Annotated in this window: 19 protein-coding genes; 10 read left to right on the top strand and 9 right to left on the bottom strand. The window is 66.3% G+C overall.

The window, feature by feature from the left end:
• Position 1 precedes the first annotated feature (1 nt).
• The 3 genes from ACWDTF_RS01320 to ACWDTF_RS01310 all read left to right on the top strand — a co-directional run bounded on the left by ACWDTF_RS01320 (position 2) and on the right by ACWDTF_RS01310 (position 2185).
• A complete protein-coding gene (locus tag ACWDTF_RS01320; RefSeq protein ID WP_240861200.1) occupies positions 2–451 on the top strand; it encodes a nuclear transport factor 2 family protein in 450 nt (149 codons plus the stop codon).
• A gap of 30 nt (positions 452–481) precedes the next feature.
• Positions 482–1033, top strand: a complete 552-nt coding sequence (locus tag ACWDTF_RS01315; protein WP_240861202.1) for a carboxymuconolactone decarboxylase family protein — start codon at positions 482–484, stop codon at positions 1031–1033.
• Positions 1034–1192: 159 nt separating this feature from the next.
• Positions 1193–2185: a hypothetical protein gene (locus ACWDTF_RS01310; RefSeq protein WP_240861204.1), complete on the top strand. Its 993-nt coding sequence runs from the start codon at positions 1193–1195 to the stop codon at positions 2183–2185.
• Positions 2186–2297: 112 nt separating this feature from the next.
• Here ACWDTF_RS01310 and ACWDTF_RS01305 read toward each other — a convergent pair whose 3' ends face one another.
• From ACWDTF_RS01305 to ACWDTF_RS01295, 3 genes are read right to left on the bottom strand one after another with little or no spacing between them, the layout of a single operon-like run.
• Complete coding sequence (locus ACWDTF_RS01305) at positions 2298–3476, bottom strand: thiolase domain-containing protein (protein ID WP_240861206.1); 1179 nt, start codon at positions 3474–3476, stop codon at positions 2298–2300.
• The gene (locus ACWDTF_RS01300; protein ID WP_240861257.1) at positions 3476–4522 is read right to left on the bottom strand and encodes a thiolase domain-containing protein; all 1047 of its coding nucleotides are present in this window, start codon (positions 4520–4522) and stop codon (positions 3476–3478) included. The genes ACWDTF_RS01305 and ACWDTF_RS01300 overlap by 1 nt, the downstream gene beginning before the upstream one ends.
• Before the next feature lie 16 nt (positions 4523–4538).
• A complete protein-coding gene (locus ACWDTF_RS01295) occupies positions 4539–5618 on the bottom strand; it encodes a Zn-ribbon domain-containing OB-fold protein (RefSeq protein WP_355274929.1) in 1080 nt (359 codons plus the stop codon).
• A gap of 134 nt (positions 5619–5752) precedes the next feature.
• Here ACWDTF_RS01295 and ACWDTF_RS01290 point away from each other — a divergent pair, with 134 nt between their 5' ends.
• A complete protein-coding gene (locus ACWDTF_RS01290) occupies positions 5753–6790 on the top strand; it encodes an LLM class F420-dependent oxidoreductase (protein ID WP_355274931.1) in 1038 nt (345 codons plus the stop codon).
• Positions 6791–7126: 336 nt separating this feature from the next.
• Here ACWDTF_RS01290 and ACWDTF_RS01285 read toward each other — a convergent pair whose 3' ends face one another.
• The 3 genes from ACWDTF_RS01285 to ACWDTF_RS01275 all read right to left on the bottom strand — a co-directional run bounded on the left by ACWDTF_RS01285 (position 7127) and on the right by ACWDTF_RS01275 (position 10539).
• The gene (locus tag ACWDTF_RS01285) at positions 7127–8605 is read right to left on the bottom strand and encodes a cytochrome P450 (RefSeq protein ID WP_355274839.1); all 1479 of its coding nucleotides are present in this window, start codon (positions 8603–8605) and stop codon (positions 7127–7129) included.
• Positions 8606–8705: 100 nt separating this feature from the next.
• Positions 8706–9707 (bottom strand): TIGR03617 family F420-dependent LLM class oxidoreductase, encoded by a 1002-nt coding sequence (locus ACWDTF_RS01280; protein ID WP_355274842.1) that lies wholly within the window; start codon positions 9705–9707, stop codon positions 8706–8708.
• Positions 9708–9717: 10 nt separating this feature from the next.
• Positions 9718–10539: a crotonase/enoyl-CoA hydratase family protein gene (locus tag ACWDTF_RS01275; RefSeq protein ID WP_355274845.1), complete on the bottom strand. Its 822-nt coding sequence runs from the start codon at positions 10537–10539 to the stop codon at positions 9718–9720.
• 69 nt (positions 10540–10608) lie between these two features.
• On the opposite strand from ACWDTF_RS01275, the gene ACWDTF_RS01270 reads away from it, so the two are divergent.
• Together ACWDTF_RS01270 and ACWDTF_RS01265 are read left to right on the top strand one after the other, a co-directional pair.
• Positions 10609–12252, top strand: coding sequence for an acyl-CoA synthetase (locus ACWDTF_RS01270; protein WP_355274848.1), 1644 nt, complete (start codon positions 10609–10611; stop codon positions 12250–12252).
• Between the two features lies 1 nt (position 12253).
• Positions 12254–13390 carry an NAD(P)H-dependent flavin oxidoreductase gene (locus tag ACWDTF_RS01265; RefSeq protein ID WP_355274851.1) on the top strand — a complete coding sequence of 379 codons (1137 nt, stop codon included), beginning with the start codon at positions 12254–12256 and terminating at the stop codon, positions 13388–13390.
• Positions 13391–13692: 302 nt separating this feature from the next.
• Here the strand turns inward: ACWDTF_RS01265 and ACWDTF_RS01260 are convergent, their stop codons facing one another.
• Genes ACWDTF_RS01260 through ACWDTF_RS01250 form a run of 3 tightly spaced genes read right to left on the bottom strand, consistent with a single transcriptional unit; the run spans position 13693 to position 17572 of the window.
• The gene (locus tag ACWDTF_RS01260) at positions 13693–15204 is read right to left on the bottom strand and encodes a long-chain-fatty-acid--CoA ligase (RefSeq protein WP_355274853.1); all 1512 of its coding nucleotides are present in this window, start codon (positions 15202–15204) and stop codon (positions 13693–13695) included.
• Positions 15205–16344, bottom strand: coding sequence for an acyl-CoA dehydrogenase family protein (locus tag ACWDTF_RS01255; protein ID WP_449753860.1), 1140 nt, complete (start codon positions 16342–16344; stop codon positions 15205–15207).
• Between the two features lie 25 nt (positions 16345–16369).
• Positions 16370–17572 (bottom strand): acyl-CoA dehydrogenase family protein, encoded by a 1203-nt coding sequence (locus ACWDTF_RS01250; protein WP_240861222.1) that lies wholly within the window; start codon positions 17570–17572, stop codon positions 16370–16372.
• A 135-nt stretch (positions 17573–17707) separates the two neighbouring features.
• Here ACWDTF_RS01250 and ACWDTF_RS01245 point away from each other — a divergent pair, with 135 nt between their 5' ends.
• From ACWDTF_RS01245 to ACWDTF_RS01230, 4 genes are all read left to right on the top strand, one after another.
• Positions 17708–17902: a ferredoxin gene (locus ACWDTF_RS01245; RefSeq protein WP_240861224.1), complete on the top strand. Its 195-nt coding sequence runs from the start codon at positions 17708–17710 to the stop codon at positions 17900–17902.
• An 85-nt stretch (positions 17903–17987) separates the two neighbouring features.
• Positions 17988–18878, top strand: coding sequence for a 3-oxoacyl-ACP reductase (locus ACWDTF_RS01240; RefSeq protein WP_355274861.1), 891 nt, complete (start codon positions 17988–17990; stop codon positions 18876–18878).
• A 123-nt stretch (positions 18879–19001) separates the two neighbouring features.
• Entirely contained in the window at positions 19002–19766 is a 765-nt protein-coding gene (locus ACWDTF_RS01235; RefSeq protein ID WP_240861228.1) for an MlaE family ABC transporter permease, read from the top strand.
• A 1-nt stretch (position 19767) separates the two neighbouring features.
• Entirely contained in the window at positions 19768–20619 is an 852-nt protein-coding gene (locus ACWDTF_RS01230; protein ID WP_240861230.1) for an MlaE family ABC transporter permease, read from the top strand.
• Position 20620 lies beyond the last annotated feature (1 nt).

Raw genomic sequence — 20620 nt, 5'->3', positions numbered from 1 at the left:
GATGACGGCAACCAGTGATACTCCCGCATACCTGAACATCGATCGTCAGAACCACCCGGCCGTGGTGGCCGGACGACGCTCGCGCGAGTTTGTCGCCACCCGCGACAAGCAGGCGTGGGTGGAGAACTTCGCCGCCGAGGGGTCGGTGGAGGATCCGGTCGGACCGTCGATGTTCGATCCGGAGGGCAAGGGGTTTCACGGTCACGCCGAGATCGCCGACTTCTGGGACAAGTCGATAGCCACCACGGAGAGCATCGACTTCGTCTTCGACGAGGAGATCATCTGCGGCAACGAGGTCGCCTACATCGGGAAGATCGTCACGCACATCGCCGGCCACGTCTCGCAAGCCCGCGGAGTGTTCACCTACCGTGCTGATGACAACGGCAAACTCGTTGCGCTACGCGCATTTTGGGAGGTTGAGGCGACGATCAACTCGGTTCGCCGCGCCTGAGAGGTCCGGGCACGCTGCTACGGTGGAGTGATGCGTGCACTGGATCGGACTCGTGGCTATGTGAAGGCGTTCAGGTCGGCTCGCCGACACCGGGGTGACCTGGTGGGGTGGCTCGGACGCCGGCCGCAGCTGTTGGTCGGCACCGGTGTCTACGAGTCGGCGCTGTTGTTGAGCAACGCGCTGGACCCCAAGCTCAAGGAGCTCGCCGAGCTCAAGACGGCAGGCCTGGTGAGTTGCGAGTTCTGTCTCGACATCGGCTCTGCTCTCGCGCGCAGTTCAGGCGTCACCGAGCGTCAGATCCGGGACCTACCGGTCTTCCGCGACAGCGACGCCTACTCTGCCGTCGAGAAGCTGGTGCTCGCCTACGCCGAGGCCATGACGATCACACCCGCCGTCGGCGATGATCTCGCCGAGGTGCGTCGCGAACTGTCGCAACATCTTTCGGACAAACAGTTGGCGGAGCTGGCTGCCACGATCGCGTGGGAGAACCAGCGCGCGCGGCTCAACCAGGGGCTCGGCGTCCGTCCGACGGGTATGTCCGACGGGGCTGCGTGCGCACTTCCGGAGGCCCGAAAGAAGTAGGGGAAGAAGTTCTTCCCCTAGTCTTGGTGTCCTCCCCGCCAATTTCGCGCGGACGACTCCAACTCCCGCGGACGAATCTCGGGGAAGAAGGTCAAGCCGGTTGTGCACACCTGTGGATAAGCGTCGCTGGACGGCGCGATTGTGGCGCACGATCGGGCGATGACCAACCCCGAAGAGTTCGACTTCCGCACCACACCCACCGACAACCCACTCGTCTTCCGCCGCGACATCGTTCCCAAGGGGACATCCGACTGGGAGATCCGACAAGCTCTGCGCGACAAGACCATCGAGCGTGTCTGGTGGGGAACTTACGTCCGCGTCACCGAGTCCGACGACGAGGATACGATCACCCGTCGCGAGGAGCGGTACCTCGACATGATCCGCGCGGCACTCCGGACCGGCAGGCCGAACAGGTTTCTCAGCCACCAGTCCGCGGCCGCGATGCTCAAGATTCCGTTGCTCCAACCGGATTTGTCGACTGTACATTTCGTCTCTCGACGCTCAGGTCGCACGTCGCCGAACCTGGCAATTCACCAAACCGATGTTCCGGACGAGCATTTGGTCACGATCGACGGTACGACGATGACATCCATCGGTCGCACGGTGTGCGATGTCGCGATGACCGGCACTCCCCGTCAAGCCTTGTGCGCCTTGGACTCCGGCCTCTATCAGGCGAGCCGACGCAATGAGCACATCGATCTCGACGCGATCGCCTCGACGCTGCGTCGCCAACACGGGATCGCCACGCTGCGTGCGGCACTTCCCTTCGCATCGAAAGGGTCCGAGAGCATCGGTGAATCGTTGAGCAAGTGCGTCATCTGCGAGAACCCCAGCATCCCGGAGCCCGAGCTCCAGGTCGAGGTGACCGTTGCCGACGGGTCGGTGAAGCGCTGCGACTTCGGATGGCGCGACGCCGAGGGCCGCGTGCTCGTCGTCGGCGAGTTCGACGGGAAGTTCAAGTACCACCGCGAGTCGGCGGCAAGTGGGCACCGGCTGTCCGAGGAGGTCATCTACGCCGAAAAGCTCCGCGAGGACGCGATTCGGGACTGCGGCATCATCGTTGTCCGGTGGACCTGGGCCGACCTCAGGGACCCGGTCAAGTTCGCCAAGAAGATCATGCAAGCGCTGCAGCGCGCCGGCCTCGTCGCGTGAGCGGCGTCGCCCGGGATTCATCCCCGAGATTCGTCCGTGGGAGTTGGAGCCCTCCCCGCGGAAATAAGCAGGGAGGACACCAAGGGTAGGGGAGGAACTTCTTCCCCTACTTTCAGTGCAGCGGCTTGTCCGCACCCACGAGCCACATCGAGAAGTATTGAGACCCACCGCCGTACGCGTGCCCGAGGGCTTTCCTCGCGTCGGCGACCTGATGATCGCCCGCTTTGCCCATCACCTGGATCGCGGCCTCGGCGAAGCGGATCATGCCCGACGCGCCGATCGGATTCGACGACAGCACACCGCCGGACGGGTTGAAGGGGATCCGACCGCCGATCTCGGTTTCGCCGGCCTCGGTGAGCTTCCAGCCCTCGCCCTCGGGGGTGAAGCCCAGGTTCTCCAGCCACATCGGCTCGAACCACGAGAACGGCACGTACACTTCGGCGGCGTCGATCTCGTCGAGGGGGTTGCTGATGCCGCCGGCCTTCCAGAGTGCCGCTGCCGCATCGCGACCCGCCTGCGGGCTGACGACGTTGCGGTGGGCGTAGGACAGCGGTTCGGTGCGCATCGCGGTGGCGTGAACCCACGCGACCGGATCGCCCGCGGCGACGGCATCGTCGGCGGCCTGCTCGTCACCGATGACCACTGCGCACGCACCGTCCGACGACGGGCAGGTCTCGTCGTAGCGGATCGGATCCCACAGCATCTGTGAGCTCATCACCTTCTCGACGGTCTGATCCGGCTGATGCAGGTGGGCGAGGGGGTTCAACGCGCCGTTACGGCGATCCTTGGCGGCGACCATCGCGCCGACGTGCTCGGGCGCACCCGACTGGCGGATGTAGGAGCGCACGTGTGGGGCGAAGAAGCCGCCCGCACCGGCACCCACCGGCTTGGTGAAGGGAACGGGAATCGACAACGCCCACATGGCATTCGACTCGGACTGCTTCTCCCAGGCGACGGCCAGCACGCGGCGGTGTACGCCGGCGAACACCAGCGACGCGGCGACATTGGCCGTCGACCCGCCGACCGAGCCTGCCGTATGTACACGGATCAGCCGCTTGCCGACCGCGCCGATCGCCTCGGCCATGGCGAGTTCGGGCATCATGGCGCCCTCGAAAAGGTCGGGGGCCTTGCCGATCACGATGGCGTCGATGTCGTCGATGGAGACCTTGGCGTCGGCGAGCGCGGCGTCGATGGCCTCACGGCACATGCCGGCCATCGTGACGTCGTGGCGTTTGGCGACGTATTTGGTCTGCCCGGTCCCGAGTACCGCTGCGCGATTGTTGTGTGCCATCAGTTTTCGTCTCCTGCGGTCTCGGCAGCGAGGGTGACCACCATGTTCTGTTGCAGCAGCGGGCCGCTCGACGCGTGGGCGAGCGCGGTCTGCGCGTTGCCGGTGAGGATCTCGTGTGCCGCGTAGCCGACGCGCTGCAAGCCGGCCGAGAAGAGCGAGTTGCCGGCCAGCGATCCGCCGGATGGGTTGATACGCACGGTCTCCGGCAATTCGAGCGCGTTGCGCACGATCAGCTCCTGATGCGTGTAGGACGCATTGATCTCGGCCACGTCAACGGCTCGGCTCCGGCCGGCAAACGCCGTGTCGCCGGCCAGCTTGGTCGACGGCGACACGGTGAGGTCGCGTGCGCCGAAGTTGGGTGTGTCGATGCGATGGTCCCAACCGGTCACGAAGGCCGGGTTGGCGACGAGCTCGCGGGCCCGACGTTCGCTGGCGATGACGACCGCCGCCGCGGCGTCGGTGTATGGCGCGATGTCGTGGGCGCGCAACGGATTCGCTACGTAGTCGGACGCGAGAAGCTCGTCGACGGAGGCTCCGGTGGTGCGTGCCGCAACGGCGGCCATGTCGGCCTCGGTCCAGACGCCGGCATCGATCCCGGCGCGGGCCTGCAGGGCGCCGAGCGCGCGGGCATCGGGCCACAGTGGCGCGACGGTGTACGGGTCGGTCTGCAGTGCCAAGGTCTGATCCATGTTGCCCGCGGTCGCCTTGCCGAATCCGTAGGCGAGCGCGAGGTCGACCTCGCCGGTGGCGATCTTCACCCACGCCTCGTAGAGCGCCCAGGCGCCGTCCATCTCCACGTGGGACTCGTTGATCGGCGGCATGGCGCCGATCGAGTCGATCGCCGAGATGAACGAGAAGGCACGTCCGGCAAGGTAATCCGACGAGCCGCTGCACCAGAACTCGATGTCGGTGCGGGCGATGCCGAGTTCGGCGTAGAGCTTGTCGAAGCAGGGGATCAGCATTTCGACGCCGTTGGTGGTGCCATGGGTGCCGGCGACGTTGGGGCTGTGCGCGAAGCCGACGATCGCGATGCGGGGCAGGGTCATCAGAGGTGGTCCCTTATCAGAGGTGGTCACGGTAGGTTTCGTAGTCGGCGTCGTCCTCGCCGGTGGGTGCGAAGTGGCTGATGTTGCCGATCGAGTACTCCCACTCCTCTTCGGGCGCCCACACGGCCTTGACGCGCATGCCCATTCGGACGTCGGACGCCTCGCAGTCGAGGATGAGGTGCAGGAAGGGGATGTCGGAGCCGTCGAGCAAGACGTAGGCGGCGACGTAGGGCGGCTTGATCCGCTGGCCCTGGAACGGCACGTTGACGATGCAGAACGTGGTGACGATGCCGGTGTCGGCGAGTTCGACCCGTTCGACGCTGCGCGCGCCGTCGGCGGGACTGACCCCGCGCGGCGGGAAGTAGACGCGGCCCGCGTCGACGCCGGAACCGATCCGGCTGCCGATCAGCTTGCCCGCCTTGAGTCCTTCGAGGTAGACCGACTCTTCTTCGTTGGCGGAGTGGATGATCTCGGTGGTGATCGGCGTCGTGATGACCACGTTGGTGTCGCCCGAGTCCAACGCCCCGTCGCTGCGCTCGCCCGAGTCCAACGCCCCGTCGCTGCGCTCGCCCGAGTCCAACGCCCCGTCGCTGCGCTCGCCCGAGTCCCCTTCGGTGTTGGCCGGCGCCGTTTCGGTGGCATCGCCGGCAGCGAAGTGTGCGATGTCGTCGATGCGGCCGGTTCGGGCGGAACGCCACACCGCGTGTACCCGCATGCCGGTGGACATCTCGTCGGCGGAGTCGACGGCCACGGCGTGCAGCAGTCCGGTGTCGGCGCCGTCGAGCTTGATCAGGGCCCACGCGAAGGGACGATCGAGGGGCTGGGCGGCGGTGGGTTCCGATTGCCACGTCCACGTGGTCACCGTGCCGACGCTTGCCACATCGACGAGCTCCGACGTCCGCGATCCGGTGGTGGGGTCGAACTCGACGGGCGGTACCGACACGGTGCCGTCGCTGTTCGCCGACCCGACGATCCGCCCGTCCCGCAGGGCCAGCGCGAACTGGCTCAAGACCGGACCGAGGGAACGGGTGTACCCGAAGGAATTCGACAGCGGAGCCGTCAGGATCGGCGATTTCGGTTCTTCGACAACGGCCACAGGCGACGCATGGCCAGGCGAGGTGGTTGCGCTGATGCTCACACCAACGAGTAGAACACGTTCTAGTATTGGGCACAAGGTGCACGTCACGGACTCGCCCCGCGGTGTCGGCGAGCAGGATGAACTGGAGAACTGTGAAGCTCGGACTACAGCTCGGATACTGGGGCGCCGACCCCATTCCCAACGCCCCGGAGCTCATCGCGGCCGCCGAACAGAGCGGCTTCGAGGCCGTGTTCACGGCCGAATCGTGGGGCTCGGACGCCTACACCCCGTTGGCATGGTGGGGTGCCGCGACAACGCGGGTGCGCCTCGGCACGGCGGTGGCCCAGCTGTCCGCACGTCCGCCCACGTCCCTCGCGATGGCCGCGTTGACGCTCGACCATCTGTCCGGCGGCCGCCACATCATCGGGCTGGGCGTGTCGGGTCCGCAGGTGGTCGAAGGCTGGTACGGCCAGCCGTTCGGCAAGCCGTTGGCCCGGACTCGCGACTACGTCCAGGTGGTTCGCGACGTCCTCGCCCGCGAGCAGCGAGTGACCAATCCGGGCGACCACTATCCGTTGCCCTATCCGCCCGATGCGCCCGGATCGACCGGACTGGGCAAGCCGCTCAAGCCGATCACCCACCCGTTGCGCGCCGACATCCCGATCTGGCTGGGCGCCGAAGGGCCGAAGAACGTCGCGCAGACCGCGGAGATCGCCGACGGGTGGCTGGCCATCTTCTTCAGCCTCGGCCTCGCCGATCAATACAACGCCTGGCTCGACGAGGGTTTCGCGCGACCGGGGGCCCGACGCAGCCGGCAGGACTTCGAGGTGGCGGCCACCGCACAGGTCGTCGTCACCGACGACGTCGGATCGGTACTCGACGCCTACCGTCCGTCCACTGCGCTGTATGTGGGCGGAATGGGCGCGAAGGAGAAGAACTTTCACGCCGAACTGTATCGGCGGATGGGGTATGGCGATCAGGTCGACGAGATCGTCGAGCTGTTCCTGGCGGACCGCAAGGCGGAGGCCATCGCCGCGGTACCCGACGAGATGGTGCGCGAGACGATGATCGTGGGCACCGAAGACGAAGTGCGCCACCAGATCAAGCAGTGGGAGGCTGCGGGCGTCACGATGCTCATGGTCACCGCACGCGACCCCGCGATGATTCGGCAGTTGGCGACGTTGGTGTGAGTTTGAACCTGACACCTCCGTTCGCTCCCTGGGGTCCACCACTGCCGACTTCCGCTGCCTGAGGTGCCTCCGCACCTGGGCTACCCCCGCTGCCTGAGGTGCGACGAGCGCTAGCGAGGAGCCTCGAAGGCCCGGTGAGACAAGGAAATTCGGCGACCAAGAGGTGAGGTCACCAGGCCTTCGAGGCTCTCGGCTAGCGCCTCGAGCACCTCAGGCAGCGGAGGTGGGCAGCGGGGTAATCCAGGCAGCGGAGGTGGGCAGCGGGGTAATCCAGGCCGCGGAGGTGGGCAGTGGAAGGCGGGTCGGGCAGCGGAAGGGCGCCTCGGGAGCGGTCGGCTATCCGGAATGGGTTGCGTGGCTGCGTGACTCGATCGACGAGGATGGGTACGCGCGTCGGCGGCGAAGGGTCACGTGAAAGTTTCTGGGCACCATGGTGAGTCGTTCGGTGACGTCGAGTTCGTAGTCGGCGTCGGGGGTGAGGTCGTACCGGTGTACGAGTCGGGCGAGGACGAGAACCGACTCGTGGAGCGCGAATTGCCGTCCGATGCAGGCGCGCATGCCGGTGCCGAAGGGTTTGTAGCTGTGCGCCGGCCGCTTCTTGATCTCTTCGGGAAGGAAGCGGTCGGGGTCGAAGCGTTCGGGTTCGTCCCACACCGCGGGATCGCGGTGTACCTGCCCGAGCATGATCAGTGCCCAGTCGTCGGTGCGCATGGGGTACCGTCCGCCGAGTACGGTGTCGGACAACGGGGTTCGGGAGAACGCCGGCACCGTCGGCCAGATGCGCAGCGACTCGTCGAGGCACCGCCGGATATGACGGAACTTCGACACCTGATCGAAGGTCGGTTCCGCGTCGGGGTCGTCGCCGAGGATCGCGTCGGCTTCCTCCTGTGCGCGGCGAAGGCAGTCCGGGTTGGTGGCCAGGAAGTAGAGGGTGAACGACAGTGCGCCCGAGGTCGTCTCGTGGCCGGCGACGAGAAAGGTCAGGATCTGGTAGCGAATGTTGATCGGGGACAGCCGTTCCCCGGTCTCCGGATGGGCGACGTTGAGCATGATGCCCAACAGATCGTGTTGGGATCGGTCATCGGCCCGGGCGGCGATCAGGTCGTCGAGCAGTTCGTCGGCCCATTCCTGGTCCTTGGCCATCTTGTGACTGAGGAACTTCCCGGCCAGTTTCCCGCCGGGTGCGGTGCGGATACCGCCTTTGCGTCGCGCGGTGGCCAGACCGCGGATCATTGCGCCGACGAACGGATGGGGAGTCGGGCTGGTGAACGACCCGAAATCACGGCTGAAGGCCGACCGGCTGAGGGTTTCCATGGTCAGCTTCGTCATGTCGCGCGTGACGTCGACACGCGAGGTCGGCAGTCCGTCCCAGTACTCGAACAGTTCGCGAGTCACCGCCAGCATGATCTCGTGATACGACCGCATCGACGCCTTGGTGAACGCGGGCATCAAGAGGTCGTGGGCCAGCTGCCAGTTCGGCTCGTCGTTGTACGCCGTGAACAGACCGTCTCCGCCGAACTCGCGTAGCGCGTCGATCGCGGGCGGCAAGGTCTTCTGGAATCGGGTCTCGTCGCACAGTTCGGCGACGAGTTCCGCGGTGGCGACGAAGACGAACTTCTGCCGGAAGATCTTCAGTTCATAGATCTCGCCGAGTTCCTTGCCCAGCGTGAGGACGCTGAGGATCGGGTTGCGCGGATCGGAAACCTCAAGGTCACCGACGATCGGCCGGCGCTTGCCCGGATGGGGGAACTCTTGACCGGACCAGCTGTTACGAAGCCAGTGTGTCCGCGCGGCCTGCGCCAACCTACCTGCCACCGTCGCGCCCCCGTGTCGTCCGCGGCCCCGATACCTTGTCGAGACCGGGCCCTATTATGCCGGACGTTTGCCCCACTTGTATCCGCTGGTGGCGGACAGATTAGCCGTGAAACGAGGCGCTGACCTCGGCGAGGCACTCGTCGGCCATCGGGAACGGTTGATAGAGGGCCACCCGATCGGCGATTCCTGCAGCTCGCGCGGCGATGGTCGCGGCGACCTCGGCGGGCGTTCCGCGAGCGACGATGGTGTCCAGCAGGCCGTCGTCGACGAGGTCGGCCATCTCGGCCCACCGGCCCTGCTTCGACAACAGGTTGAGCTCGGGCTGCAGGTCGCCGTAGCCGTGGAGATCCAGCACGGGCCGATACGCCGGCGTCGAACCGTAGAAGGAAAGCAGTCGGCGTGCGGCGGCCACGGCCACGTCGTGTTCGGCTTCGTCGCGGCCGGTTGCGACGATGATCTCGGGGACCACGTCGAACTGTGATCGGGCCCGCCCGGAATCCGCCAGGCCGGCGTCGACGAGGGGCATGACGGACTCTCGGACAAATCGATCGCTGGTGAACGGCATGATCAGCAGTCCGTCGCAGTGCGTGGCGACCGCCCGGGTCAGTCGCGGCCCGAGCGCGCCGACGTAGATCGGTGGCGGGCCGTACGGATTGGGGCCCGGGTTGAACGCCGGGGTCATCAGGCGGTGCCGGTAGAAACGACCATCGACGTCGAGGCGCGAACCGGTGCCCCAGCAGTCGAAGATGGCCCGCAGTGCTGCGACGAATTCGACCATCCGGTCGACGGGGTGGTCGAACTCGGCGCCGAACCGCTTCTCGATCTGCGGACGAATCTGGGTGCCGAGACCCAGCGTGAAGCGCCCGCCGGAGATGAGTTGCAGGTCGTTGGCCTGGTGCGCGACGTGAATCGGGTTGCGCGGGAACGCGATCGCCACGTTGGTGAGGAGGCTGACCGGTGCCGCGCCGGCGGCCAGGATCAAGGGCGTGAAGACGTCGTGCGGTCCTTCGAACGTGAACACACCGTCGATGCCTGCACTGTGGAGTGCGGCGGTGCGTTCGGCGGCGTCCTGCGGGCCGAACAGTGCCGTCAGAAGTCGCACGACGCGGTGCTCACTCGCCGGTGAAGACCGGCTTTTCCTTGTTGGCGAAGGCGCGCGGCCCCACCTTGGCGTCCTTGCTCTTGAACACTGCGATGCCGAGCTTGGATTCGATCTCGAAGGCGTCGAGCTCGTGCAGACCCTCGGTGTCGCGCATGGTCTTGAGGATGGCCTGGACCGCCAGTGGCCCGTTGCCCGCGATCGTCTCCGCGATGTCGAGTGCGGTGTCGAGGGCGGTGCCATCGGGGACGACGTAGCCGATCAGGCCGTACTCCTTGGCCTCGGCCGCGGTGATGTGGCGTCCGGTGAGCAACAGGTCGGCGGCGATGGTGTACGGGATCTGCCGAGGGAGCCGAACGGCGCTGCCGCCCAACGGGAACAGACCCCACCGTGCCTCCGCGACACCGAATTTTGCGGTCTCGCCGGCAACGCGGATGTCGGTGCCCTGCAGGATCTCGGTACCACCGGCGATGGCGGGGCCCTCGACCGCCGCGATCAACGGCTTGGTGAGCCGACGACCCTTGAGCAGGGCCGGCAGCGCTGCCGGATTCCAGGTGCCCTGATCGACGGTGTCACCTGGCGCGTTCTTCGACATGGCCTTCAGGTCCATGCCCGCGCAGAAAGCGCCGCCGGCTCCGGTGAGGATCGCGACCCGGATGTCCGGGTCGTTGTCGACGCGATCCCAGGCCTGGACCATGATGCTCATCATCTCGGCCGACAGCGCGTTGCGCGCCTCGGGCCGGTTCATGGTGACGATCAAGATATGACCGCGCTTCTCGACCAGGCAGTGCGGGGCGTGGTCGGTGTCGGCGGTGGAGTCGGTGAGTGCGGTCATCGTCGTCTCCTGGAAATCGCGTGAATCAGCAGCTTGCCGAAAACGATAACACGTTCTAATTTTGTTGCCATGGCCTATACGATTGCCGATCTCATCGAGCACGCCGTCGACCTGATGCCCGAGCGCGTCGCACTGGAATCCGACGGTACGTCGCGTACCTACTCCGAACTCGAGCGCCGGTCCAACGCGCTGGCGCACAAGCTCCGCGAAGTGGGGGTGAAACCCGGCGATCGAGTGGGTCTGTACAGCCGAAACACGATCGAATCGGTCGAGGCGATGGTCGCCATCTTCAAGGCTCGTGCGGTGATGGTGAACGTCAACTACCGCTACGTGGAGTCCGAACTCGAGCACATCTTCACCGACTCGGGGATGTCGGTGCTCATCCACGAGCGGCAGTACTGCGAACGCGTCTGCAACACGTTGCCGAAAGCGCCCGATCTGCGGCACCGGATCGTCATAGACGACGGCACCGAGACCGATCTGCGGTGCGCGGGGTACTCGGATGCGATTCGGTTCGAGGACGCCATCGCCGAATCGCCGGGCGAGCGTGACTTCGAGGAACGCTCCTCCGACGACCTCTACATGCTCTACACCGGCGGCACCACGGGACGGCCCAAGGGTGTGGTGTGGCGCCAGGAGGACATCTGGCGCGTGCTCGGCGGGGGCATTGACTGGTTCAACAGCGAGCCGGTGACCGACGAGTGGAAGCTGGCCCGCGACGGTGCCGACGGCGGTCAGTTGGTGCGGTTCCCGATTCCTCCGTTCATCCACGGCGGGTCGCAATGGGCGATCTTCCAGTCGCTGTTCGGGGGTGGCAAAGCGGTCGTCTATCCCGAGTTCAGTGGTTCTGCTGCGTGGGAGATCGTTGCCCGCCACGGCGTCAACGTCATCTTCATCACCGGAGATGCCATGGGACGCCCGATGATCGAGGCCCTTGCCGAGAATCCCGACCTCGATCTCAGCTCGGTCGTCACGGTTGCCTCGTCGGCCGCGTTGTTCTCGCCGAGCGTGAAAGAGCAGTTCCTCGACCGCTTCCCGAATGCGATCGTCATCGACGCGATCGGGTCGTCGGAGACCGGGTTCGGCGGACTCGGCGTGGTGGCGAAGGGTGCGCCGCACACCGGTGGCCCACGGGTCAAGGCCGACAGCGAAACCCACGTCCTGCGCGACGACGGCACCCGGGTCGAACCGGGCAGCGGTGAGGTCGGCATGCTGGCGCGGACGGGCCACATTCCGCTGCGCTACCACAACGATCCGGAGAAGTCGGCGAAGACATTCAAGGAGTTCGACGGCGTACGGTATTCGCTACCAGGCGATTTCGCGCAGCTCGAGGCCGACGGCACCATCACGATGCTCGGCCGTGGTTCGGTGTCGATCAACACCGGTGGCGAGAAGGTATTCCCCGAAGAGGTCGAGGGAGCACTCAAGGCGCATCCGGATGTCTTCGACACCGTGGTCGTCGGGATCGCCGACGATCGATGGGGACAACGGGTGGCCGCAGTCATCGCGACTCGTGACGGCGCACGCCCAACGCTCGACGAACTCAACGACGTCGTCCGCAAGGAACTCGCCGGCTACAAGTGCCCGCGCAGTGTGTGGTTCGTCGACGAGATCAAGAGATCACCGGCCGGGAAACCCGACTATCGGTGGGGCGCATCGATCACCGCGGAACGGCCCGCCGACGAGGCGCACGCTCCATCCGGAAGGCACTGACATGCGTACAGAATTGGCCGACCGGTTCGGCATCGACTACCCGATCTTCGGCTTCACCCCGAGCCAGCACGTCGCCGCGGCGATCAGCCGCGCCGGCGGCCTGGGTGTCCTCGGTTGCGTGCGGTTCAACGAGGCAGACGAGCTCGACGAGGTCCTCGAGTGGATGCACGAGAACACCGACGGCAAACCGTTCGGTGTCGACATCGTGATGCCGGCCAAGATCCCCACGGAGGGAAGCAAGGTCGATCTCGACTCGATGATCCCGCCCGAGCATCGGGCCTTCGTCGAACGGACGCTCGACGACCTCGGTGTGCCGCCGCTGCCGAGTGGTGATCGGGTGGATGCCGGGGTGCTGGGCTGGTTGCACTCGGTCGCCCGTTCCCATGTCGACGTCGCGATGGAGCATGCGCGAAAGTACGGCCAGATCAAGCTCATTGCCAATGCGCTGGGATCGCCGCCGGCCGATGTCATCCAGACGTCGCATGACCACGGTGTGCTCGTTGCGGCCCTCGCGGGTGCGAAAGATCATGCGCTGCATCACGTCGAGGCGGGCGTGGACATCGTCATCGCGCAGGGCTACGAGGGTGGCGGCCACACCGGTGAGGTCACGTCGATGATCCTGTGGCCCGAACTCGTGGACGCCGTGGGTGATTCGGCTCCGGTGCTGGCCGCCGGTGGAGTCGGCAGCGGGCGTCAGATCGCCGCCGCGATCGCGCTTGGCGCACAAGGGGTGTGGATGGGCACCTACTGGCTCACCGCGGCCGAATACCGACTGGGCATTGCCGACGGGGCGCAGGGGCCGTCGACGGTTCAGAAGGCACTGCTGTCGGCGACATCCCGCGACACCGTGCGTCGACGCATCTACTCCGGCAAACCGGCGCGCCTGCTCAAGACCAAATGGACCGACGCCTGGGATACCGCCGGGGCACCCGAGCCGTTGCCGATGCCGCTGCAGAACCTCCTCGTCGCCGAGGCCCACGCGCGTATCTCGCAGGCCGACGACCCCGGGGTGGTCGCGATGCCCGCCGGGCAGATTGTCGGACGCTGCAACGACATCGTCCCGGTCGCCGACATGATCGCCGGGATGGTCGCCGAATACGACGAGGCGGTCAAGCGGTTGGATTCGACGCTGGGTTAGACAGCCGCTCCGTTCCGCACTCGGGACGCCATCGCGGTCGCTGAGGTGTCCCACGTCCGCTCCCTGAGCCCCCTCCGCTCCTGAGTTCTGTTCCGCTCCCTGAGGTGCGAGGAGCGCAAGCGACGAGCCTCGAAGGGCCTGGTGAGCTGACGTCACCAGGCCTTCGAGGCTCCTCGCAAGGGCTCGTCGCACCTCAGGCAGCGTAGGTTGGCTCCGTTCCACGGATTCATGCTCAGGCAGTGGTTGGAGCGGATCGGGCCTCTTCGAATCGGGCAGCGGTAACGGATTGTGCTGGTCGCTGCTCAACCAGCAGTGGGGGCGTGATACGTCCGGCCGGTGCGCACCCAAGTCGGCGGTGTGCGCTCGGCGGCGAGTTCGCGTTTGAGGGTCTTGAACGTCGCGGTGGTCGGTAGTGCGTCGACCACCCGAACGCGATGCGGCCACTGCTTGGGGCCGAGATCGGTTTGTTCGGACAGGAATTGACCGAAATCGGCGGGGTCGAGATCATCGGTGACCAACACGGCCTCGATCTCGTCGCCGACTTCCACCGGTACTCCGTACACCGCGGCCTGAGCGATCCGTGGGTGACGCAGCAGGATTCGTTCGATGGGACCGGTGCCGAGGTTCTCGCCGTCGACGCGCATCCAGTCACCGAGCCGACCGGCGAAGTGGAGGTAGCCGGCGTCGTCGACCCAGGCGAGGTCGCCGGTGTGGTAGATCCCGCCGCGCATCCGGTCGGCGGTCGAATTCTCGTCGCGGTAGTACCCCGAGAAGAGGCCCGAACCAGCGGAGTTGACGATCTCACCGACCTCCCCGACGGCCACCGGGAGACCCGAGTCGGGATCGACGACGGCGGTCGGCGCGCGGAGCGGACCGAGGGCGTCGGCCGGGGTGTCGGGTGTGCGGGTGATGGCAACACCGCCCTCGGTGGACCCGAAGCCGTCGATCACTCGGCAATCGAATCGGGTGGCGAAGCGGTCGCGATCGGATGCGGTGGCCTCGTTGCCGTACATGATCCGCAACGTGTTGTCGGCATCGTCGGGCGCTTCGGGCGTGCTGAGGATGTAATGCAGCGGCTTGCCGACGTAGTTGGCGAAGGTGACGCCGTATCGGCGCACATCGGGCAGGAACCCCGATGCGGAGAATCGTTGGCGGACAGCGACACCCGCACCGCCGGACAGTGCGACCGACCATCCGGCGATCACCGCGTTGGAGTGGAACATCGGCATCGACAGGTAGACCACGTCGTCGGCGCCGATGTCGAAACGTTCGGCGAGCATCTGCCCGCTCACGGCGAACGTGCGTTGGGTGCACCGGACGGCCTTCGGATCGCCGGTTGTTCCGGAGGTGAAGATCAGCATCATCAGATCGTCTGGAGTCACGACGCCGAAGTCGGAGGAAACGCTCGAACCGACCAACGTCTGCCACTCCGGCTCGTCGACGTCGATCACCCGAACTGCGTCCAACGCAAGATCATCGAGCAGGTGACGGGTAGCGGCGTGGACGAGCACGATCTGACAGTCCGCGCGGGCGATGTCGGCGGCGAGCGCTTCGCCGCGTCGTGTCGTGTTCAGCCCGACCAGGACGAACGCACCGAGTCCGGCCGCGCCGAGCAGCAGGCTGAATTCGACGGAGTTCTCCATCAGAACCCCGACGTGCGGTGGCCGATCCGGGCTCAACACACGGCGCAGCGCGGCTCCCCGGGTACGGGAGGCACCGAGATGCTCTCGCCACGAGATGAACTGATCGCCACAGCGAACGCCCCTGTTGTCGACGTCGCCGATCCCGTGCAGGAGTCCTGCGATTGTGTCCACTCAGACGGGAGCGGCCGCGAGTGCGGTGCCGATGGTGCGCAGCGAGGCCGGTACGTTGCCGGCGGTGAATTCGTTCTGCTTGGCGCGCAGGAAGTATCGATGCACGGGATGGCTGGTGTCGAGGCCGACGCCGCCGTGGACGTGGACCGTGGTGTGCGCCACCCGATGCCCGGTCTCGGCGGCCCAGAATTTGGCGGTGGCGATCGCCGTGCGCAGGTCGGCGTCGGACACTCCGTGGGTGTCGTCGTCGGCGTTGGCCAACAGCCATGCCGCCTGCGTGGTGGTCAGTGACAGACCCTGAACGTCGATGTAGCCGTCGGCGAGTCGCTGTGCGACGGCTTGGAAGGAGCCGATCGCCCGGCCGAACTGCTCGCGCTCGCGTGCGTACTCGGCGGTGAGTTCGAGTGCGCGCGAAACGATTCCGGTTTGCTCGGCGCACACAGCCAGTGCCAGACGATTCGCGATGTCGGTGACCGCGTCGACCCCGCCGGCCAGCACGGCATCGGAAGTGACTGCGACGTCGGCGAACTCGACCTCCGCGATCGGGAGAAGTCCGGTGGAGACGGCCGTGGTGACGCGGACACCGGGATCGTCGGCGGGAACCGCCACAGCGACAGCGCCGTCGGGTCCGATCGCATTGACCACGAAGAGATCGGCGGCCTCGGCGTAGGGGACGTTGACCTTGACCCCGCTCAGCCGTCCGTCGGCCGACAGGGTCGCGGTCGGCGTGGTGGCGTCGGGCCCGAGGTCCTCTTCGAACGCCACGGTCAGCACGGTGGTGCCGGCAGCTGCGGCGGCCAGAATGCGTTCGCGCAACGACTCATCGGCCCGGGCGGCGAGCACGGGCAGCGCGGCAATGGCGTGCGGACCGAACGGTACCCGCGCCAGCGTCCGGCCGAGTTCCTCGGCGGCAACACAGTTCTCGACGGCGGACAGGTCGCCGCCCGACTCGCCGACGAGCGTCGACGGGATCTCGAGACCGAGCAAGCCTGCCGTCCCGAGTTCGCGCCAGAGGTCGGCGTCGATGGGTGCGGCTGCGGCCTCGAGTTCGGCGGCACGCTCCGGTGTGCTCAGGGTGGTGGCGATGTCGCGCACCAGTCCCTGCACATCGGTGGCGGACTCGGGGAGCGTGAAATCCATGGGTGATCCTTCGACTCAGATGGGGTCAGCGGCGCTGGTGCGGGAGGCCGAGGGCGAGCATGGCGATGATGTCGCGCTGGATCTCGTTGGTGCCGCCACCGAAGGTGAGAATGAGCGACGTCCGCGCGAACCGCTCCAGCCGACCGTGCAGGTGCGCGCCGGGACTGTTCGCGCGCAGGGTGGCGGACGGCCCGACGACCTCCATGAGCAAGCGGTAGGCCTCGGTGGCGAACTCGGTGCCGAACACCTTTGTCGCGGAGGCGTCGGCGGGACTGGGTGCCTCGCCGGATGCCGCGATCGACGCGATCTTCCAGTTGATCAGTTTGAGAAACTCCACCTTGGCGTGCACGCGGGCGAGGTTGGTCTGCACCCACGGTGCGTCGATGACCCGCTGGCCGTCGCCGGTCTTGGTGTGCTGTGCCCATTCGATGGTTTCGCGAAGAGCGGTCTGGATGGGTGCGGCGCTGCACAGGGCAACCCGCTCGTTGTTGAGCTGGTTGGTGACCAGTGCCCACCCGCGCCCTTCCTCGCCGACGAGTGCCGATGCGGGAACGCGGACGTCCTGGTAGTAGGTGGCGCTGGTGTCGACGCCCGACATCGTGTGGACGGGCGTGTAGCCGAACCCTTCCGACGTGGTCGGCACGATGAGCACCGAGATCCCACGGTGCTTCTTGGCGCCGGGTTCCAGGGTCGACGGATCGGTCCGGCAGGCGAGCCAGATGTAGTCGGCGTAGGCGACCAGCGACGTCCACATCTTCTGGCCGTTGACCACGTAGTCGTCACCGTCGCGCACGGCCGTCGTGCGCAGGGCGGCGAGGTCGGTGCCCGCTCCGGGCTCCGAGTAGCCGATCGAGAAGTGCAGTTCGCCTGCCGCGATCTTGGGCAGGAAGAACGCCTTCTGCTCGTCGGTGCCGTAGTTCATGATCGTCGGCGCCACCGAGTTGATCGTCAGGAACGGGACCGGGGCGCCGGCGATCGCGGCCTCGTCGGTGAAGATCAGCTGATCCATCATCGAGCGGTTCTGCCCGCCGAACTCGGTGGGCCAGCCGAGCGCCAGCCATCCGTCGCGCCCCATCTGGCGGACGACGTCACGGTAGGCGTCACCCTGGCCGAGTTCGCCATCACCGCTCGTCAGCGCCGCGCGACGCTCGTCGGTCATCAGCGCGGAGAAGTACGTTCGGAGCTCACGGCGGAGTTCGGCTTGCTGTTCGGTGTAGGCGATGCGCATCGGTACTCCGTCGGTAGACATTTGTTGATCTGGTGGGCCGCAACCCGGCCCGGTATCGTCAACTTCTGAAACACGTTCTAACCTGTTGAGCTACAGCCCGTCAACCGGTCGTGAGTCGATGAGGAGATGGTTGCCATGCGTATCAAGGCTGATTTCGACCTATGCGAGTCCAATGCGATCTGTGTCGGGATGGCACCCGACATCTTTGACCTCGACGACGACGATTACCTGGTGATTCTCAAAGACGAAGTCCCCGAGGGGCGCGAAGAGGAACTGCGTCAGGTGGTCGCCAACTGTCCCAAGTCTGCGTTGTCGATCGAGGAGGACTGAACCTGGGACATTTGTCCATTCGGTTCCATCTCGGGAGCGAACATGCTAGAACAGGTTCTAGTTTTCAGCTCAGGGAGGAACAGCGGTGGGACAAACACTCCAGGGACGGGTCGCGGTCGTGACCGGTGCGGGTGCGGGCCTTGGCCGAGCCGAGGCCATCGGCCTCGCCGGCGAGGGAGCGTCGGTTGTCGTCAACGACCTGCCCGCCGCGCTCGAGAGCAGTGATGTGCTCGACGAGATCAGCGCGGCCGGCGGTCGGGCGATCGCGGTCGGCGGCGACATCGGCGACTCGGCGACCGCGACCGCCATCATGGCCGCGGCCACCGAACAGCTCGGCGGGCTCGACATCGTCGTCAACAATGCGGGCGTCGTCCGCGACAAGATGCTGTTCAACATGACCGACGACGACTGGGATCTCGTGATCCATGTCCATCTGCGCGGTCACTTCCTGCTGAACCGCAACGCGGCCGCGTACTGGCGGTCGGCGTCCAAGCAGGCGGGTGGCCCGGTCTACGGGCGGCTGATCAACACCTCGTCGGAGGCCGGCCTGCTCGGACCTGCCGGGCAGGCGAACTACGGTGCCGCCAAAGCGGGAATCACCGCGCTGACGATCTCGGCGTCGCGTGCGCTGCAGTCCTACGGGGTGCGCGCCAACGCCATCTGTCCGCGCGCGCGGACCGCGATGACCGCAGCGACCTTTGGCGACGCGCCCGACGACGGCGTCGATCCGCTCGCGCCGGAACACGTGGTGCGGTTGGTCAACTATCTGGCCGGGCCGGATTCGGATGGCGTGACCGGACAGGTGTTTGTGGTCTACGGTCCTCAGGTGACGCTGATGGCTGCACCGACCGTCGACGAGGTCTTTGCCGCCGACGGTGACGCGTGGGATGCCGATGATCTGTCGAAAACGCTGACCAGCTACTTCGCGGGCCGTGACCCGGGGCGCGGCTTCTCGGCCAGCGCCTTGGTCAACTGACCAAACCGGCGGGTATCTGCGTGATATTTCGCGGTGGTCGTCTGGGCGAGCGAAGCGACGGGGTACTTGCAACGAGCGAGCGAAGCGACGGGGCGGTTCCTACGGCGACGGTGAGGAGTGCTGGTGTTAGGGAAGCTGGCGACGCCACTCGGGGGGATCGGAGATTTCGTTGCTCTCGGTGTCGAGTCGGCCCGTGAGCTCTTCCATCGCCCCTTCCAGTGGCGCGAGACGGTGGAGCAGTCGTGGGCGATCGCCCGGGTGTCGATGGTGCCGACCCTGCTCGTCGCGATTCCGTTCACCGTGCTGGTGAGCTTCACCCTCAACATCCTTCTTCGTGAGATCGGCGCACAGGATCTCTCGGGAGCGGGTGCGGCGCTCGGCACCATCACCCAGATCGGACCGATCGTCACGGTGCTGATCGTCGCGGGTGCCGGCGCGACCGCGATCTGCGCAGACCTCGGTGCACGCACCATTCGCGAGGAGATCGACGCGATGAAGGTGCTCGGTATCAATCCGATCCACCGCCTGGTGGTCCCGCGGATCATCGCCTCCACCGGGGTGGCCCTCCTGCTGAACAGCCTCGTCTGCACCATCGGCATCGGCGGCGGCTTCGTCTTCTCGGTGTACCTGCAGGACGTCAACCCCGGCGCGTTCGTCGCCAACCTGACCTTGCTGACGGGGTTCGGTGAGCTGATGATCTCGATGGTCAAGGCCGCTCTGTTCGGGCTCTTCGCCGGGATGGTCGGCTGCTATCAGGGACTCAACGTGAAGGGCGGCGCGAAGGGCGTCGGCGACGCGGTGAACGAAACGGTGGTCTACTCCTTCATGGCGCTGTTCGTGGTCAACGTCGTCGTGACCGCTGTCGGTTTGAAGGCGACGGCGGGCTGACATGGTCCTTCCCTTCACCACCCGATTCCACACGGCCCGTGTGGCCATCAAACGTGCCGGCGAGGACTGGGATCAGATCGGCGATCAGGCGCTGTTCTACTGGGACTCCATTGTCGCCATCCCGCGTGCACTGCGGCTCTACAAGAAGGAGACGCTGCGGCTGATCGCGGAGATCTCCATGGGTACCGGCGCGCTGGCGATGATCGGCGGCACCGTGGTGGTCGTCGGCTTCCTCACCCTGTTCACCGGCGGAACCATCGCGGTCCAGGGCTACAGCTCGCTGGCCAACATCGGTGTCGAAGCGCTCACCGGGTTCTTTTCCGCGTTCATCAACGTGCGCATCGCCGTGCCGGTGATCTCCGGTATCGCGCTGGCAGCGACGATCGGCGCAGGTGCGACCGCCCAGTTGGGTGCCATGCGGGTGAGCGAGGAGATCGACGCGCTCGAGACGATGGCGATCTCGTCGATCCCGTACCTGGTCAGCACACGGATCGTGGCCGGTCTCGTGGCGATCATCCCGCTCTATGCGCTGGCGTCACTCGCCTCGTTCCTGGCCAGTCGCTTCGCGACCGTCTTCATCTACGGCCAGTCGCCGGGCGTCTACGACCACTACTTCGACACCTTCCTCATACCGTCGGACATCCTGTGGTCGTTCGTGCAGGCGATCTGCATGGCGGTCGCGGTGATGCTGATCCACACGTACTACGGCTACAACGCCTCGGGCGGCCCGGTGGGCGTCGGTGTGGCGGTCGGGAACGCGGTGCGGGCATCGCTCGTTGTTGTGGTCGTGATCACACTTTTGACCTCGCTCGCCATCTACGGCGCCGACGGCAAGTTCAACCTGGCGGGGTAGG

The organism is Gordonia sp. NPDC003422 (assembly GCF_053588675.1).
This window is presented reverse-complemented; position numbering and strand designations above follow the sequence as displayed.